14 protein-coding genes are annotated in these 15682 nt (G+C 64.1%); all 14 read right to left on the minus strand.

Features of this window, described 5'->3' with window-relative positions; translation table 11 throughout:
- Window positions 1-102: 102 nt before the first annotated feature.
- Window positions 103-1116 carry an aldo/keto reductase gene (locus NF556_RS16265; RefSeq protein ID WP_256829529.1) on the minus strand — a complete coding sequence of 338 codons (1014 nt, stop codon included), beginning with the start codon at window positions 1114-1116 and terminating at the stop codon, window positions 103-105.
- Between the two features lie 63 nt (window positions 1117-1179).
- The gene (locus NF556_RS16270) at window positions 1180-2091 is read right to left on the minus strand and encodes an SMP-30/gluconolactonase/LRE family protein (protein ID WP_252592073.1); all 912 of its coding nucleotides are present in this window, start codon (window positions 2089-2091) and stop codon (window positions 1180-1182) included.
- Between the two features lie 19 nt (window positions 2092-2110).
- Entirely contained in the window at window positions 2111-3274 is a 1164-nt protein-coding gene (locus tag NF556_RS16275; protein ID WP_252595834.1) for a class II aldolase/adducin family protein, read from the minus strand.
- A 34-nt stretch (window positions 3275-3308) separates the two neighbouring features.
- Window positions 3309-4196, minus strand: a complete 888-nt coding sequence (gene lsrF / locus NF556_RS16280; protein WP_252592074.1) for a 3-hydroxy-5-phosphonooxypentane-2,4-dione thiolase — start codon at window positions 4194-4196, stop codon at window positions 3309-3311.
- Window positions 4197-4273: 77 nt separating this feature from the next.
- On the minus strand, window positions 4274-4687 hold the full coding sequence (locus NF556_RS16285) for a cupin domain-containing protein (RefSeq protein WP_252592075.1): 414 nt from the start codon (window positions 4685-4687) through the stop codon (window positions 4274-4276).
- Between the two features lie 10 nt (window positions 4688-4697).
- Entirely contained in the window at window positions 4698-6254 is a 1557-nt protein-coding gene (lsrK, locus tag NF556_RS16290) for an autoinducer-2 kinase (protein ID WP_252592076.1), read from the minus strand.
- A 4-nt stretch (window positions 6255-6258) separates the two neighbouring features.
- Window positions 6259-7245, minus strand: coding sequence for a sugar-binding transcriptional regulator (locus tag NF556_RS16295; protein WP_252592077.1), 987 nt, complete (start codon window positions 7243-7245; stop codon window positions 6259-6261).
- Window positions 7246-7327: 82 nt separating this feature from the next.
- On the minus strand, window positions 7328-8377 hold the full coding sequence (gene lsrB / locus NF556_RS16300; protein WP_252592078.1) for an autoinducer 2 ABC transporter substrate-binding protein LsrB: 1050 nt from the start codon (window positions 8375-8377) through the stop codon (window positions 7328-7330).
- Window positions 8378-8475: 98 nt separating this feature from the next.
- Complete coding sequence (locus tag NF556_RS16305; protein WP_256829555.1) at window positions 8476-9393, minus strand: ABC transporter permease; 918 nt, start codon at window positions 9391-9393, stop codon at window positions 8476-8478.
- A gap of 119 nt (window positions 9394-9512) precedes the next feature.
- A complete protein-coding gene (locus NF556_RS16310; RefSeq protein ID WP_252592080.1) occupies window positions 9513-10532 on the minus strand; it encodes an ABC transporter permease in 1020 nt (339 codons plus the stop codon).
- On the minus strand, window positions 10529-12043 hold the full coding sequence (locus NF556_RS16315) for a sugar ABC transporter ATP-binding protein (RefSeq protein WP_252592081.1): 1515 nt from the start codon (window positions 12041-12043) through the stop codon (window positions 10529-10531). Before NF556_RS16315 ends, NF556_RS16310 begins: the two co-directional genes overlap by 4 nt.
- Before the next feature lie 298 nt (window positions 12044-12341).
- Complete coding sequence (locus NF556_RS16320; protein WP_252592082.1) at window positions 12342-13109, minus strand: DeoR/GlpR family DNA-binding transcription regulator; 768 nt, start codon at window positions 13107-13109, stop codon at window positions 12342-12344.
- The gene (locus NF556_RS16325) at window positions 13096-14376 is read right to left on the minus strand and encodes a four-carbon acid sugar kinase family protein (protein ID WP_252592083.1); all 1281 of its coding nucleotides are present in this window, start codon (window positions 14374-14376) and stop codon (window positions 13096-13098) included. The genes NF556_RS16320 and NF556_RS16325 overlap by 14 nt, the downstream gene beginning before the upstream one ends.
- Window positions 14376-15629 (minus strand): RuBisCO large subunit C-terminal-like domain-containing protein, encoded by a 1254-nt coding sequence (locus NF556_RS16330; RefSeq protein ID WP_252592084.1) that lies wholly within the window; start codon window positions 15627-15629, stop codon window positions 14376-14378. The genes NF556_RS16325 and NF556_RS16330 overlap by 1 nt, the downstream gene beginning before the upstream one ends.
- Window positions 15630-15682: the final 53 nt, after the last annotated feature.

Genomic DNA, 15682 nt, shown 5'->3' on the forward strand with positions numbered 1-15682 from the left:
AGCGGATCGGGTGTCTGACAAGGGTTTCCGTCATACCTGCCACCGGCGCGAACGTGCCTCAACCACAGACGCCTGGGCAGGTCAGAGACGCCAGTGGCAGCGTTAGTCGGTCGGAAGGATCGCGCGCTCGTGCACGAGTCCCTCGGCTCTGATCTCGGCCCACAGATCCTCAGGAATGTCGACCTCAAACATCTCCACGTTCTGTTCAATCTCGGCAACCGAACGCACTCCCGTGAGCACCGTTGTGATGGCCGGGTTGTGCAGCGGGAACTGGATCGCGGCGGCCATCAGCGGTACCCCATGACGTGCGCAGACCTCCGCGAGCGACTGTGCCCTCGCGACCAGTTCAGGTGTGGCCTCCTCGTAGTTGAACCGCGCGCCCGGTAGCGGTCGAGCCAGCAGCCCACTGTTGTAGACACCTCCGAGCATGATGGCCGTGTTGGAGGCTTGCGTGGCTTCGAACAGGCTCGTTCCGAGCGCTGTCTGGTCCAGCAACGAGTACCTGCCTGCCAGGAGAACCGTGTCGAGGTCGGCGTTGCGGACGAACTGCTCGAGCAACTCGGCCTGGTTAATGCCGATGCCAACGCTGCGAATGATGCCCTCGTCGCGCATCTGTGTAAGTGCGGGGAGAGCTCCCTCCATACTCTCGGCGTAGAACTCGTCGGGGTCATGAACACTGACGTGGTCGATCCGATCGAGTCCTAGGCGTTCGAGGCTCTCCTCAACCGATCGTCGGACGCCTGCTGCCGAGTAGTCGTACTCGACGTTGAGGTCCGGCACGTCGTAGAAGAAGGGCTTGCCGCCTGGAAACTGCTCGTCCTTGGGCGTCGCGTCGGCGCGCAGCAACTTGCCGACCTTGGTGGTCAGTACAAACTCATCCCTTGGATGCTCGGCCAGCATCTCTCCGTAGCGACGCTCCGACGTGCCGAATCCGTAGAAGGGAGCTGTGTCGAAGAGTCGGATCCCAAGGTTCCAGGCCCGTTCGAGGGTGGCTCGCGCCTCACTCTCGGGGATCGGGGAAAACATGTTCCCGAGTGGACCACCACCCAGCCCCAACTGTGTGGCGTGCAGTCCAGAACTGCCCAGCACAACCTGCTCCACCCTCTGATCAGACATCGTCGCGCCCCTTCATTCGTTGACTGTCCCAGCGGCCATGACTCCATGTGCGGACTTTGCTACTCATGGGGTCTGGGCACCCCGCACGTTGAGATACAGCGCGTAGATGGAGCGCGTCGCAGTGATGAAGAGCCGGTTCGAGGTCTCTCCGCCAAAGACGCAGTTTGAGGCTCCCTCTGGCAGCTCGATCGCCCCGAGCGTTGTCCCGTCCGGGGTGGCGCACAACACGCCGGCTCCGGTGGCAACCCACAGATTGTCCTGTTCATCGATGCGCAACCCATCACCGAAGCGATCCTCGATGTCAAGAACGAGCCGTCCGCCAGTGAGAGTGCGCCCACCCACCACGTCGTAGGCCCTTACGTGCTTCGGACCAGCCGGGCTGTGGGTGATGCCGGAGTCTGTGATGTACAGGATGGTCTCGTCGGTGGAGAAAGCCAATCCGTTCGGCTGCACCATGTCGGTCACCACGGCGTCCAGCGCTGCGGTGGTCGGGTCCCAGCGGAATACGTAACTCCCGTCCTGTTCCTTCGGAGCGCGACGGCCCTCGTAGTCTCCCAGAATCCCGTAGTCGGGGTCGGTGAACCAGATCGAGCCGTCCGAGCGGACCACGACATCGTTGGGCGAGTTGAGCGCCCTTCCGTCGAACTGGTCTGCGATCACGGTAATGCGCCCGTCCAGCTCGGTACGGGTGACGCGTCGACCGCTGTGCTCGCAAGTGACCAGGCGCCCTTGCCGGTCGCGTGTGTTGCCGTTCGCGTGCTGGCTGCGCTCGCGAAAGACGTCACTGCTGCCAGCGTCGGTGAGCCGCATGATCCGTTGGCGTGGGATGTCGCTCCACAGCAGTTGCCGACTGTCCCGGAAATAGACGGGTCCTTCCAGCCAGAGCCCGCCCGTCCACACGCGCTCAACCTCGGCGATGCCGATGGTGAGACGGTCAAAGGCCCGGTCAATCCTGCGCACCGCCGTGGGATGCATGCACGCTCCTCCCGTCTGGTCAGGACGCCGGCCGCAGCCGCCGCTGTTCCAATTCCCAGTACTCGATGTCGAACGCCCTGCCCTCATCGATCGTGCGGTAGCCGCCCAGCGCCTCAGTGGCGGTGATGATGCGCACCGTATGCCGGTAGATGTCCTGGACAGCCCGTGCAGCTTTCTGATCCAGGCCTGTGGTGACCAGCCCGAGGTCTGGGTCGAGAATCACGCGAGGCAGCGGATCGAGCATCTGCGTCTCCCCTACCGCCCGGTGCTTGCACCGTTCGTAGTAGTCGCGATAGCTATCGATGTAGGCGCCGATGTCACCGTCGACCATGGGCAGTCGCTTGGTGCGGATGATGTGCTCGAGGGTCGTCGGTCCCTGCTGAGAGATAGTGCCAAAGTCATCGCGTGCGATGAAGGCGTCAACCTCGTGGTCCCGGTGGCTCACGACGCTGCACGGACCAGTGGCGTAATCGGTCAGAGCTTCGGACAAGAGATCCAATCGACCTCCTACCGGAGCATGTGTCGGCGCTGGCAGATCCTGAACGAGGTCGATCCCGGTCTGGTTCTTCACGAAACTAACGGCTCGACCCACCATGTCGAGGTGCCGGTCGTAGGCCTCCCGCGGGCTGTCACCGCACGTGAAAAGCCCGTGGTGGGCCAGAACCAGCACAGTCGGCCGTTCTGACGAACGAGCTTCCCAGGCCGTGAGGATCTGCCTCGCAAGGTCGAAGCCCGGCATGACGTACGGCAGATAGATGACTTCCTCGCCCAGCGCTCGCTGAACCAGATTCTCTCCGTCGAGGGTGTCGGTCAGCGCCACGATCGCATCCGCATGGGAGTGCAGGACCGACGTGAATGGCAGGGCATGGTGCACCAGCGTCTCAATTGTGGGAGACGGGTCACCGGGCGTTACGAGTGCTTCTTGGTAGCCCTCCACCATCTGTGTGTCCGATAGCGTTGGCTGGCTCAGCAACTTGGTCAAGGCGCTGCGATCGACCCTGACCAGCCCCTCCTCCGACAAGTCCCCCAAGTCGAACCCCGAGGCCTTGACCCTGATCCGCTTTCCGAGCTTCACGGAGGTGTTGCCCCCGCCGTGAAGCACGAGGAACGGGTCCTGACCAAGGTCCCGGGAGACCCGGACCGTGTCGGCGACGAGCATTGCCTCGTCGTTCGTTGGCGTCATCGTGCTCACACTCCTCTGCTGGCGGTGCCAGCGGTCAGTCGTCGGCACCGTTCGACAGGTCGGCGTAGAGCTCGGCAGCGGTCTCCGGCGTGGCATCGTCGTGGACAACGGCCCGCACCGCCTTGATCATGGCTATCGGGTTCTTGCGCTGGAAGATATTCCGGCCCATGTCCACGCCAGCAGCCCCCTCGTCGATAGCCTTGCGCGCCATCGTCAGGGCATCGATGACGGGCAACTTCTTGCCGCCAGCCATGATCACTGGGACGGGGCACGCTGCAGTGACAGATGAGAAGTCCTCCTCGCAGTAGTAGGTCTTCACCATCTGGGCACCCAACTCGGCAATGATGCGGGTAGCGAGACCCAGGTAGCGAGCATCCCTGGCGAGCTGCTTACCCACTGCGGTCACCCCCAAGACCGGAATCCCGTACTGCAGACCAGCATCTACCTGTCGCGTCAGGTTGTGGACAGACTGTGTTTCCTGCTCCCCACCGATAAAGACTTGGACTGCCACTGCACTGGCGTCAATCCTCGAGGCGTCCGCCATGTCCATCGCGATGCGCTCGTCGGACAGATCCTTCAGGATCGAGGCGCCTCCGGAGGCGCGAACCACCAAGGCCCCTGCGTCCGCCGGCGGAAGGACCGAACGGATGATCCCCCGCGTGCACATGAGGGCATCAGCGTCCGGCATCAGCGGCACGATGTTGAGGTCGACCCGCTCCAACCCACTCGTCGGGCCTTGGAAGTAGCCGTGGTCGAACGCCAGCATCACGGTGCGCCCGCTCTGCTTGTTAAAGATTCGGCCCAGCCTGTGTTGCATCCCGAAATCGAGTCCAGACGCGCCCTTGACGAAGAACCCGTGTGATTCCTGGGGGACGTCCGCGTGAAATGCCTTCGCCGCAATGTTGCCGTCGAGGTCAGCCATGATGTCTCTTTCTGGAGGAGTGTTAAAAGCCCGGTGGTCGGTTGTCACAAGGCGCTGATGGACAGGACAGTCGAGCCTCAGCGCCCCGGAGCCAGGTCCGGCACCGGCTCGCCAGGCACCCAGGGCACCTGGACACCGTCGTCGGGGTCGTACGGAGCCTTGATGAACAGAGCGCGGAAGTTCGCCTGCGACTCGTTGACGAAGTAATGCATTTCGCCTGGGTCACAACGGTGCACGTCGCCCGGCCGAAGAGTGAACTGACGGGTGCAGTCCAGCCACAGGGTCGCCTCCCCCTCCAGCACGACGAAGGTTTCCTCGAGCTCAGCGTGGTAGTGGTTTGAGGCGTCGTCCCCCGGACGCAGCCTCACGATCCCGATATCGGTGCGCGGGCCGCGCAGCAGATACCCGGGGCCGTACTCACCGAAGCGATATGGGGCGTCATCAACTTTGCTGGTTTCCATGTCTTCTTCCTTCTCGATGTAATGAGCCAAATGTGAACTGCTACGTTCCCGGGGCCTGCCACATGGGGGTGGTCACACCCGCCTCCATAAGTTGACGTTGCGCGTCGTAGGCGAGGCGCCACCGCTCCTTGACCGCGGCATACTCCTCGTGTCGCGCGAGTGACGGCTCCACCATCCGCCCCCAACGGACCCAGCTTCGAGCCGCTTCTGAAGGCGAGTCGAACTGACCCACGCCACTGGCCGCACAGGCAGCTGTGCCGTGCGAGGTGGCCTCGACCACAGTGGGAATCTTCAGCGGCTTGCCGACGACGTCCGCAACGATCTGTGCCCAGACCTTGCTGCGGGCACTTCCCCCGGCGAAGACAACCTCGGTGAGCGAGGAGCCGGTCGAGTTTGCGACGAGGCTGAGGTTCGCGTCTGCGACGATGGCGGCGTTCTCTAAGAGGGCCCGGAACATCGCTGCGCGAAGTCGCGGACCGCCATCGAGCGAGAGGTTGAGGAACGACGGGGCCGCGTGTTTCCAGCGGGCGTAGTTCATGACGTCAGAGAAAATGGGGATGATGCCGTCAGCCCCGATGGGCACGTCGGCAGCAGCCTGTGTGAGCAGGTCGAGCGGATCCACGCCCTCCTGCTCAGCGGCGCGGACCTCGGGGCCAGCGAAAGTGTCTCGGAACCAGCGCACAGCGGTCCCGGCGTGAAAGGCGATGGCTTCGGCCTGCCACAGACCGGGTACGCCGGCAGCATTGATCCGCACCGTACGCTGCGCGCCTGTTGTCGGCGTGGCGATGTTCACTTCCTGCTGCCAGAATGTCCCAGCGATGATCATTGCCTGGCCTGCGGCCGTCAACCCTGTGCCGAGAGTTGCCATCTGGGCGTCCCCGCCACCGACAACGACAGTCGTGTCGGGCGACAGCCCGGTGTCTCGGGACGCGGTGGAGGTGACCGGTCCGAGGGCGGTGCCCGGCTCCACGATCTGCGGGACGAGACCGACGCGAAGCCCGCAGAGGGTGGCCAGACGGTCGTCGACGTCTCGGGACTCCAGCTCGAGCAGGCCAGAGGTCGATCCGTTGCTCGGCTCCATCACCTTGATACCGCTGAGGCGGTAGAGGACCCATTCGCTGAGCATCAGGACCGTCTCAGCCCGCTCATATAGCTCCGGGCGGTGGCGCGCGAGCCACAGCAGACGCGGCTGTGCCGCCAGAGCAAAAGTCTGCCCGGACAAGGCGTAGACCTGCTCCTCGACATCTCCGGATGCGGCCAACTCGGCAACTTCTTGCCCGGCGCGGGCGTCGACGTTGGCACACCCCCAGATCTCGCGCCCAGCCGCATCAAGCACGACGATGCCCTCACGCATGGACGTGGCTGACACCGCTCGAATGTCTTGTGCGCCAACCCCACTGGTAGCCAAGACCTCCCTGAGCACTTCCACCACCAGGGCGTAGTTGCGCTCCCAAGCAAACCCCATGGAGTCAGGGACTCCCGCCTCTGGATCATGGGTCCACGCCCTGGTCGCGCTGGCCACTTGGTGGCCATCTGCATCGAACAGGATGGCTCGCACCGACCCAGTGCCGGCATCAATCGCAATCACATGACTCATGACGTCACACCTCACCCTCTGTTGCTCCGGCGTCGGTGTCGCCCAGCAGACTCCGGGCCGCTTCCTCTGTCGTGATCAGCACGTCGACGTAGCCACCGGCCAGTGCCCCACGGATTGCCTCGATCTTGTCGTTACCTCCAGCCACGCCAACTACGTTGGGGATGGCCTTCAACTCATCGATCCCGATGCCGATGCGGCGGTGGTGTATGGGCAGTTCGAGGAGCTTCCCGTCCTTGTCAAAGAAGAGTCCGAGAACGTCGCCCACGGCCCCCTCTGCGGCATATCGCTCAAGCTCCTCCGCGCTGGCATATCCCGACAGAGCGAGGGTGGGCTCTCCAGTGAGACCGCCAATGCCGATCACGGCGTGATCGGCATTGTGACTCCGATCGATCACGGTTCGCACGCCGTCCTCCGCACGCAGTTGCATCGCCAACTTTGCAGAAGACACCAGGATCGGGGTAGGGATGACCCAGTCACGAGTAACGCCGGCTGTCGTGCCGCGGAGCCTGCGAAGATTCTTGACGTAAGCGTCAACGCCGCCAGTAAGCGTCACCGTGCTGACATTGGACATGAGCTCTGGCGGGAGGAGCTCGAACGTCGCCCCGACCGTGTAGCCCCACCCCATGGCGAGGGTGTTCCCAAACTGGAGATGGTTCTTCAGGTACTGGGCCGCTCCGTGGGCCAGACGCTGGACGGTCTGCGCCTGGGTGCTCTGCCCGTCGGCGGCGGGAATCACCACGGTGTCTCGCAGCCCGTAAACCTCCATGAGTCGTCGGCCAACCTCGAAGACCGGAAGGTAGTCCGAGTTGATGGTGAAGGAGACAACCCCGCTGCGGCGGCTCTTCTCCAGCAACCGACCGGCCGAGGCCCTGGACACGGACAACCGCCGGGCGATCTGATCCTGCGTCAGTTGCTCGACGTAGTAGTACCAGGCAGCTCTGACCAGCTGCTCCTCACTCGCCCACTCTGTGAGCTCGCGGCGATTGGCCATGCCCACCCTCCCTGATCTCATGTTCGGTCGACGTCCGTGCAACGTGGGTGGGACGCTTGGAGCGTCCCACCCACGTCACCGCTCAGAAGTCGAAGTCACCAATGTTGTCGGCTGTGAAGACGGTCCGCTCGGGCATCACGATGATGCCGTTGCCATCCGCTTCATAGTCATACCCCTGGACGGAGTTCGGCGAGACCTCCAGCGTGCCGAAGCCCTCGGCTTCGAAGGTGTCGCCGACGTTCAAGGTGTTCCCGTCGAGCAGGTGTGCGGCCACCGCCACGGACATAGCGCCCTGCTGCTGGACGTCCCACAGGGCGAACCTGTCGAGCACGTCGTTCTCGATGTATTCCCTCATGACGTTCGGGGTCGAGAAGCCGACGAGTTCAATGCCGTCAGCGCTCAGGTTCTCCAGTGCCTGCGCACTGCCCGGCAGAGCGTTTGCGTCCGGGGCGATGATCGCCTTGAGATCCGGGTTGGCGTTGACCAGCGCCTCTGTCTGCTGCACCGCGAGTTCGGTCTGGTTCTCCGAGAAGACTGTGTCGACGATCTCCCACTCCGTGTCCGACTCGATAATGCCCTTGGCAACCTCGGCCCACTGGTTCTGGTCCGTCACAGTGGGGCTGGAGTAGTGGAAAGCAACCTCGGCAGCCTCATCTGTGGGGACATTCTCGGCGGCCATCTCGACGAGCAGCGAACCCAACTGATCCGGCGTGCCCTGGCTGATGTAGAACTGCCGGCATTCCGGGTTGGTGTCAGAGTCCCAGGTGAGGACGACGACGCCTTGGTCCATTGCCTTCTTCAGCGCGGAGCACAGGCCGTCCGGCGACACCGAGGAGACGATCAGAGCGTCGTATCCCTGGGAGGTGTAGGTGTTGATCAGTTCTACCTGCTTCGCCACCGAGGCCTCGGCAGAACCGCGATACTGAACGTCGAGGCCAAAGTCGCCGCCAGCGGCCTCGGCGCCGGCACCGCCCGCCTCGAAGAATCCAACGCCAGTGAGCTTTGGAATGAATGCCACTTGGGGGAGGTCTCCACCGTCCCCACCGTCGCTGCTTCCGCCATTGTCTCCGTCACCAGAGCCACATGCGGCGAGCATCAGGCAAGCTGCTGCGATGCCGATGGCACCCGTCAAGCGATTCCTCATTGAACCTCTCCTTCGTCTCACGATCCGGTTGCGGATCCCTGTTGATCTGCTTGCCGGCCTTTCCGGGTCGCAGGGTGCTCCGTCCGTCAGGCGACAGGCTGAGCGGATTTTCCTTCGGCTTTGAGAGCTGCGCGTTGGACGCGCCGGTTCTTCACGCGCTCCCTGAAGTGTCCGGACCACCACCGCAGGCTCGCAACGACGACTAGTGCAGATCCCGTCACCACAGCCACCTGGTTCTCGGTCATCCCCATGAACCGCAGGCCCTGTTGAAGAAAGCCGATCACGAACGTTGCGATGAGCACTCCACCGATGCTCCCCTCACCGCCATACATCGAAACGCCGCCGATGACGACGAGGGTCAGTGTCGGCATGAGCAGTGCGTCCCCTATGTCGGCTCGTGCCGACGACAGATAGGAGGTGAGCAGGATCCCGACGAAACCTGCGCAGAGCGCGGTCAGCACGTAGGAGACCGTGATCACCTTGCCGATGGACAACCCGGCGTATGCCGCAGCCTTCGGGTTCGCGCCGATCAGTCTCGCCTGGCGGCCGTAGGAGCTCTTACCGAGCAGCACCGCGAATACAACGGCGACCACGAGGAAGATGACCAACATGTTGGGGACGCCGAGCGTTTTTCCACTGGCGAGCGCCACGAATGACGGCGGCAGTCCTGAGATCCCCTCGAAGGAGGAGACACCGCCCAAGCCAGAGGCTCCGAGAGCCAGGCCCGCGAAGAGGAAGAGCGTGCCGAGAGTGATCACCATGGGTTGCGCTCCGGTGCTGACGATGAGGGCGGCGTTGACCAGCCCGGCCACGAACGCTGCGGCGAGTCCCACCAGCACAGCAAGCCAGATGTTCAGGCCCGCCTGGAAGGTGACACCCGTAATGATCGCCGAGAGCGAGGCGACCGATCCGAAACTGATGTCGATGCCGCCTGTGATCATGACGAGAGCCAGGGGCATGGCGATGATGCCGAGATACACGAAGTCGGACGTGGAGTTAAGCATCCGCAGGGGGTCGAGGAACCGTGGGTTTGTCGAGGCGAAGAAGGCGATCTCTAGCAGGAGAACACCGATCAGAGCCGTCTCCCATCGCACAGAGCGCTGCAGCACGGTCTTCAGAGCGTTCACTGGGCTACCTTCCTGTTTTCGGCAGCGTCTGGGGCTGCCTCGTGCACGGCTCGGTAGCGGTCGAGAACACGGCGGTGATCGAGGGCCTTGCGCACTCGGGCGTCGGCGAACAGCGCGACGAGCAGGATCGCACCGATGACGGTGTCTGCCCAGAACCCCGGGATGCCAAGAAAACTCAGCGAGCTGACTGCTGCGGTAATGAAGACCGCACCGGCCGCTGCCCCGAAGACTGTGCCCACACCGCCGGAGAGCGCGACACCACCAATCACCGCGGCTGCGATCGCCCGCATCTCGATCCCCTGGCCCGCCTGGTTACTGATTGATCCGACCTGCGCCAGGAAGACCAGCGCCGCAGCAGCAGCGCACACTCCCGACACGGCAAAGGCGAGAATGATGACACCGTTGGTCCGGACACCGATCAGGTGTGCTCCGTCGCGGTTATCTCCCGTGGCGTAGACGTGACGCCCCAAGCGCGTGCGGCCAAGGAACAGCCCAATACCAATGAGCGCCACGATGACAAGCCACACCAGGAGCGGAACGCCGAGGATGTCAGCGCGCCCAATCGCCTTGTAGCCCGCCGGGACGTTCTCGATGGAATGCCCTTCGGTGATGAGGAAGGACAGACCGCGATACGCGCCCAGGGTGCCGAGAGTCATGACGATGGACGGGACGTGACCGTAGGTCACACCGAGCCCGTTCACCACCCCTAGAGCAGCTCCGAGAGCAAGGACGACCACTACTGTGAGCACGGCCGGGACACCGTCGCGAAGCATCAGGCCGCCGACGATTCCGGTCAAGGCGAGCATGGAACCGACAGAGACATCGATATTCCGAGTCATGATCACGACAGCACTACCGGCCGCGAGCAGCGCGAGTATCACGGTCGAGTTGGCAATGCGCAGGAGGTTACTCGGGGCTGCGAACGCCGGTTGCACAAGCATGACGAGCAGCACGAGGATGACGACGCCGCTGACGGTCACCGCCTCGCGGTGTCTCAGCAATGAACGCAGGTTCATACAGACACACCGTCCGCCCGGGTGCCAAACGCACCGTCCCGGATGGCCGAGAACGTGATCTGCTCTGCCTCCAGCTCTTCGCCGATGCGACCGTCTCGCATGATGACCACCCGAGTGGCGAGCTCGACGATCTCCTCGAAGTCCGACGAGATCAACAGCACCGCCAAGCCCTGCTCGGCCAGTTCCCGGATCATCTTGTACAGGTCGGCCCGGGCCCCCACGTCAACTCCGCGCGACGGCTCGTCGAGGATGATGACGCGGGGCTCGGGTGCCAGCGACTTGGCCAGCGACACCTTCTGCTGATTGCCGCCGGAGAGGTTCCCGACTCGACGTTCAGCGCTGCCCTTCTGCACCGCTAGCTGCGTGGTGAGCCTGCTGGCCACTTGGCGCTCACGCTTGCTGTTCAGCAGCCCCAGGCTCGTAACGCGGCTCAGGACAGTTGAACTGCAGTTCTCGGTGATGGTTCCCAGCAAAAAGACCCCGTGGGCGTGACGGTCCTCGGCAACGTAGGAGAGTCCCCTCGTCAGAGATCGCTTCGGGCTGCGGTGCTGGTAGCGCTCTCCGAGCAAAGTCACGTCGCCGGTGCCCGGACGCAGACCGAACACCGTCTCCGCTAGCTCAGTGCGGCCAGCGCCGACCACCCCAGCGATGCCGAGGACCTCACCTGGGAAGACATCGAGAGTCACGTCGGTGAAGCCCTGACCTGTGAAGCCCTGCAGAGATAGAGCAGGAGGTCCATCGACCGCTCGCGCGACCTGCCCCTGCTCCTCGCGCGAGACCTGCTCGGACTCCGGCACCATAGTGGAGACCAGTTCCTCGACAGAGGTGTCGGCTGTGGCCTTCTGTAGCACCATGGCACCGTCTCGGAGGACTGTGACCCGGTCACAAAGAGCGAAGATCTCGGACATGCGGTGGGTCACATAAAAGATGCCCACGCCACTGGCCGCGAGGGCCCGGAGCCGCTCAAACAACTGGTCTGCCTCACGAGCCGTTAGTGCGCCAGTGGGTTCGTCGACGATCAGGAGGCGGGCCTTGCGCAACACCCCACGCACAATCTCGATGAGCTGCTGGTCGGAAATGCTCAGCTCGTGGGCACGCGCGTCGAGGTCAATGGCGTGTCCGAGAGCCTGGATCGCTGCCTTAACCTCGGCGCGGGAGAGCGGCACAGCCAACGACAGCGTGACGTTCTCGAACACGGTGAGATTTGGAAAGAGCTGCGGTTCCTGCGGGACCATGTACACCGCGTTCGCATGGGCAGTGCGTGGATTGAGATTGCGTACTTCGCTGCCACCAATGACAATTCGGCCAGCATCGGGGGTGACCACACCCGTCAGAGCCTTCATCAACGTGGATTTGCCAGCACCGTTCCCTCCGACGAGCGCGTGGATCTCACCGGCTTGGACATCGATGTCGACCCCCTTGAGCACGGGAATGCCGCCGTAGGACTTCCACAGCCTCTCTACCGCTGCAACGACCCCGTTCGCCGGGGGCTGGCTTGCGTCGTGCTCCACCAGGGCTCCTTTGCCTTTGCGGGATGAGCAGTTGCTCATGATGCGCTCAACTGCTCACACCATAGACCTCCGCTCAGCCAGTGAGCAACCGCTCATGTCATATTCGTGCTTCGTCCTGGTGCAGCTGATGTCGTTACGCCTGCGGCCAGCCTGCCTAGCGCACAAGGCAAGGCCGGTGATCCCGCCGCATGCGGGCATCACCGGCCACCAATACAAACCCCGAGTTGGGCACCCAGTCGCCAGAACGGCCACAGGCAAGTACGCCCCCACGACTAGGGAACGGCCGCTGCCGTCTGACTCAGTTCGACGTAGAAGCCCCGACCGACACGACGTCGACCTGCACGCCAGCCTCGGCCAGACTGTCAGCAAGGGCGCGGTCGGGCTCGCGCGTGGTGACGAGCTTGTCAATGAGGGCGAGCCGCCCGAGCGAGAAGCTGGACTCGCGCCCCAGCTTGGTGTGGTCCGCGACGAGGATCACCTCCGAGGCGCGCTCAATGAGGGCACGCCGGAAGAAGGTCTCCTTGACCTCGTGATAGGTCACCCCGCGTGCCGCGCTGACGCCGCCGCAGCCCAGGATCACCTTGTCCAGGGCATAGGGCTCGAGCGCGGACGACACGTCGTGCGGGATGATCGAACCCTCCCCATTGATCTGTCCCGCGACACACAACCGCTCCACGGCAGTGCTTCGCAGCACGTGCAGGGCCTCCAGGGAGTTGGAGAGCACGGTCACATTGCCCCGGACGTTCAGTTCCTCAGCGATGGCGGTGCAGGTGCTCCCGACATCCAACGCCAGGAACTGGTCGTCGACGAGGCCCCCGACGACCCAGCGCGCCATCGCCAGCTTCTCGGCACGCATCACCTCGGCGCGCAGCGCCGGCTCCTGCCTGCTAGTGGCGCCCCCGTGCACGCGATTGATCAGCCCGCGGTTGCTGAGTTCGGCCATGTCGCGCCGGATGGTCATCGCAGAGACATCCAGACTCACGGCCAGGCCGCTGACGTCGACCCGCCCCTCCTGGCTGATCGCCTGAAAGATCGCTTCCTGCCGTGTGCGTTTACCGGTCGCCATTCCCGTTGCTCTCTTCCCCGAGGGCCGCGTGCACAAAGAAGTCCACGCTGCCGATCTGGCCGCCCTTGAGGACGACCTCCTGAGTGCTTCCTCCAATGCCATCAACCAGGCACAGACACGTGTCCCGATCCAGCACCGCAACAGTGGTGAGCTTCGTTGCGCCCAAGAGTGTCAGAACATCACCGGAGGTATCGCCACCAGCCACAACGAGTCTCGCGAACTGGCCGAGGTTGTGGCTGACGATGTGGGCCAGCCCTGTTGGCACCAGGGTCCCGAGCCCTGCCGATGCTTCCACCCGAGCAGGCGAGGCTCCGCCGCTGTGGACCAGCACATGCTGTCCGCTTGCAAGGAGCTGGTTGGCCTCGGTGGCCACGGTCTCTGGCGCGCCTGCGGCGGGATCCCACGCCAACACGGACCAGTCCGATCGTTCTTCCACGCGAGCGATCTGAGCCGCGGTCAACTCCGAGCAGGAGCCAGCGACGACGAGCACCGGCCCTGAGGCAGCCTGGGTCGACACCTGGTGAGCGGGGTCCTCGCGCCAGCCCAGTCCGGCGCCCAGCCCGAGGGTGGCGCCACCCGAACCGATGACGTATGCCGGGGCCTCCCCTGCGAGGAAGGTCCCGTGAGTGGTGAGGTCATCGGGGTGGACAGCGTCCAACACCACCAGTCGGTGTCCGGCCGCGGCCTCGCGTTCCCAGGCCAACGACAGTCGCTCCTGTTGGCGCAGGTCCTCCAGAGTGATGCTGCCGACCGCCTCCCCAATCTGCTCGGCAAAGTGCAGCCGCAGGTCTGACTCGCGCATCGGAGTGCTCGGGTGGTTGGCCATCGTCGGTTGCCGATCCAAGCGATAGACGGTGCCGCGATCGTTGGCGAAGTGATGAGCGAAGGCCGTGAAGCGTCGCAGTCCGGGCTGCGCGGCCCACAGGGCAATCCGCTCTGCTCCGCGCTCCAGGAACTGCGCGAACGGTGGTCGTATCGATCCACGAGTGGGTGATGAGTCGGCAGTGCTGCAAATCTTGTACTGCACCACCCGCGGTTCCTGCGTCAACGCGTGGTCGAGGATGCGGCGCAGGCTGTCGCTGACCTCCTCTGGCGCTGAGCGCCGGAAGGTGGTGGCCACTCCCGTGCAGGTCCGCAACTCACTGGCGTCAGCGGCCAGGAATGACTCCTCGGACAGGAACATGGTGGCGGGCTCGCCGCACCGGGCAGCCTGCAGCAGCACGTCCACTCCCCCAGTGAAGTCGTCGGCGACGAAAAAGACGTCCATCAACTGCGCTCCGAGAAGTGCTCGATGGCAGCAGCCAGTTCCGGCTCCTCGGCTGCGACCTGATCCAGTGGTGTCCCCGCCACCGCCGCGTCCCAGGCCAGGCGCAGGCTGCGCACCCCCGCCTCAGGTCCGCCCGGATGGCCGTGGATCCCACCTCCGGCCAGGACCAGCAGGTCCTCGGTGTTGAACGTCGCAAACGACTCGGCTGCAGTGAGCACTGTCTGCGCAGAGGACAGCACGGGCAGCGATGCCGGTGCCACATCGTCCGCGCAGGAGAGTGCCTCCACCGATCCGCTGATGCTCTCGGCGTGTTCCCAGAACTTGCTGCGCAGTCCTCCGACGTGCACTTGGTCAGCCCCGAGCATGCGCAGCACTCTGGCATAGACCCGGAAGGAGATGCCAACATCTGCCGACCGATCCAGCGCCCCCCACCCGGCGCGGTGCGCCTGCAGCACCAAGGAGGTGTGACGGCGCAACTCAGCGAAGGCCTCGAGCCCGACCCACGGGACCACCACCATCGCCGTGGTCCCGCCCCTGGACTCGATGTGGTCCGCGGCGCGCTTCATCTGCTCCAGCGTGCCGGTGATGTTGTAGGCGTATTGCGTCCCAGGATTTCCCTGCGCCTCGAGGACTGCCTGCACCCGGTCGACCCGGTCCAGGAGCGGGGCGTGTGGCAGGTCGCCGTTGAGCTCGTCATCCTTGACCAGGTCCAGACCAGCCCCCGCCAGCACGCCGGTCAAGTCGGCGATCTGCCCATTGTCCAGCCCGATCGAGGGCTTGACGATCGTGCCGAGCATCGGCCCTGTTGTCCGCCGCATAGCCTCTCGGCTGCCGCCAACACCGTGCGGCATCCGCTGGTGGAAGGACCGGGCAGTCACAGCCGGGATCTCGACATCCTCAAGCCGCACGCCGGCCAGGGTCCGCAGCTCAAAGAGGTTGCCGGCAATCACGGTCATCAGGTGGCTCGCTGAGGCACCCACGTTGCCGATCGGGAAGGCGATGCGCACGTCGTATTCGGGGACTGACGGCGCGGATCCTTCCCTGCCATAGTCACGCGCGGCCACTCGGGAACGACCGGTCGCCGCGACACTCTCAACTCGCGCACCAAAGACGTGCTGCAGCTCCGGACTGTCTCCGGCCACCTGGGTGAAGGTGCCTGCCGATTGCTCGCCGGCCAGCACCGACGCAGCCTCGTCAGGGTTCCCATCCACCGCCACGCTGTATCTGGCGACAACATGTTCCTGCTGACTCACAGCCTCACATCCTTGTGTGCGATCGAACGTTATTGAACCGTAATCTTACACAC

The organism is Ornithinimicrobium faecis (assembly GCF_023923225.1).
GTDB classification, from domain to species: Bacteria; Actinomycetota; Actinomycetes; order Actinomycetales; family Dermatophilaceae; genus Ornithinicoccus; species Ornithinicoccus faecis.

Coding starts and splice junctions, on each gene's coding strand:
- NF556_RS16295 (WP_252592077.1), bottom strand. CDS start 7,245: ATGGCCAATCGCCGCGAGCTCACAGAGTGGGCGAGTGAGGAGCAGCTG.
- NF556_RS16320 (WP_252592082.1), bottom strand. CDS start 13,109: ATGGCGACCGGTAAACGCACACGGCAGGAAGCGATCTTTCAGGCGATC.
- lsrK (WP_252592076.1), bottom strand. CDS start 6,254: ATGAGTCATGTGATTGCGATTGATGCCGGCACTGGGTCGGTGCGAGCC.
- NF556_RS16310 (WP_252592080.1), bottom strand. CDS start 10,532: ATGAACCTGCGTTCATTGCTGAGACACCGCGAGGCGGTGACCGTCAGC.
- NF556_RS16265 (WP_256829529.1), bottom strand. CDS start 1,116: ATGTCTGATCAGAGGGTGGAGCAGGTTGTGCTGGGCAGTTCTGGACTG.
- NF556_RS16305 (WP_256829555.1), bottom strand. CDS start 9,393: ATGCTTAACTCCACGTCCGACTTCGTGTATCTCGGCATCATCGCCATG.
- NF556_RS16270 (WP_252592073.1), bottom strand. CDS start 2,091: ATGCATCCCACGGCGGTGCGCAGGATTGACCGGGCCTTTGACCGTCTC.
- NF556_RS16275 (WP_252595834.1), bottom strand. CDS start 3,274: ATGACGCCAACGAACGACGAGGCAATGCTCGTCGCCGACACGGTCCGG.
- lsrF (WP_252592074.1), bottom strand. CDS start 4,196: ATGGCTGACCTCGACGGCAACATTGCGGCGAAGGCATTTCACGCGGAC.
- NF556_RS16325 (WP_252592083.1), bottom strand. CDS start 14,376: ATGGACGTCTTTTTCGTCGCCGACGACTTCACTGGGGGAGTGGACGTG.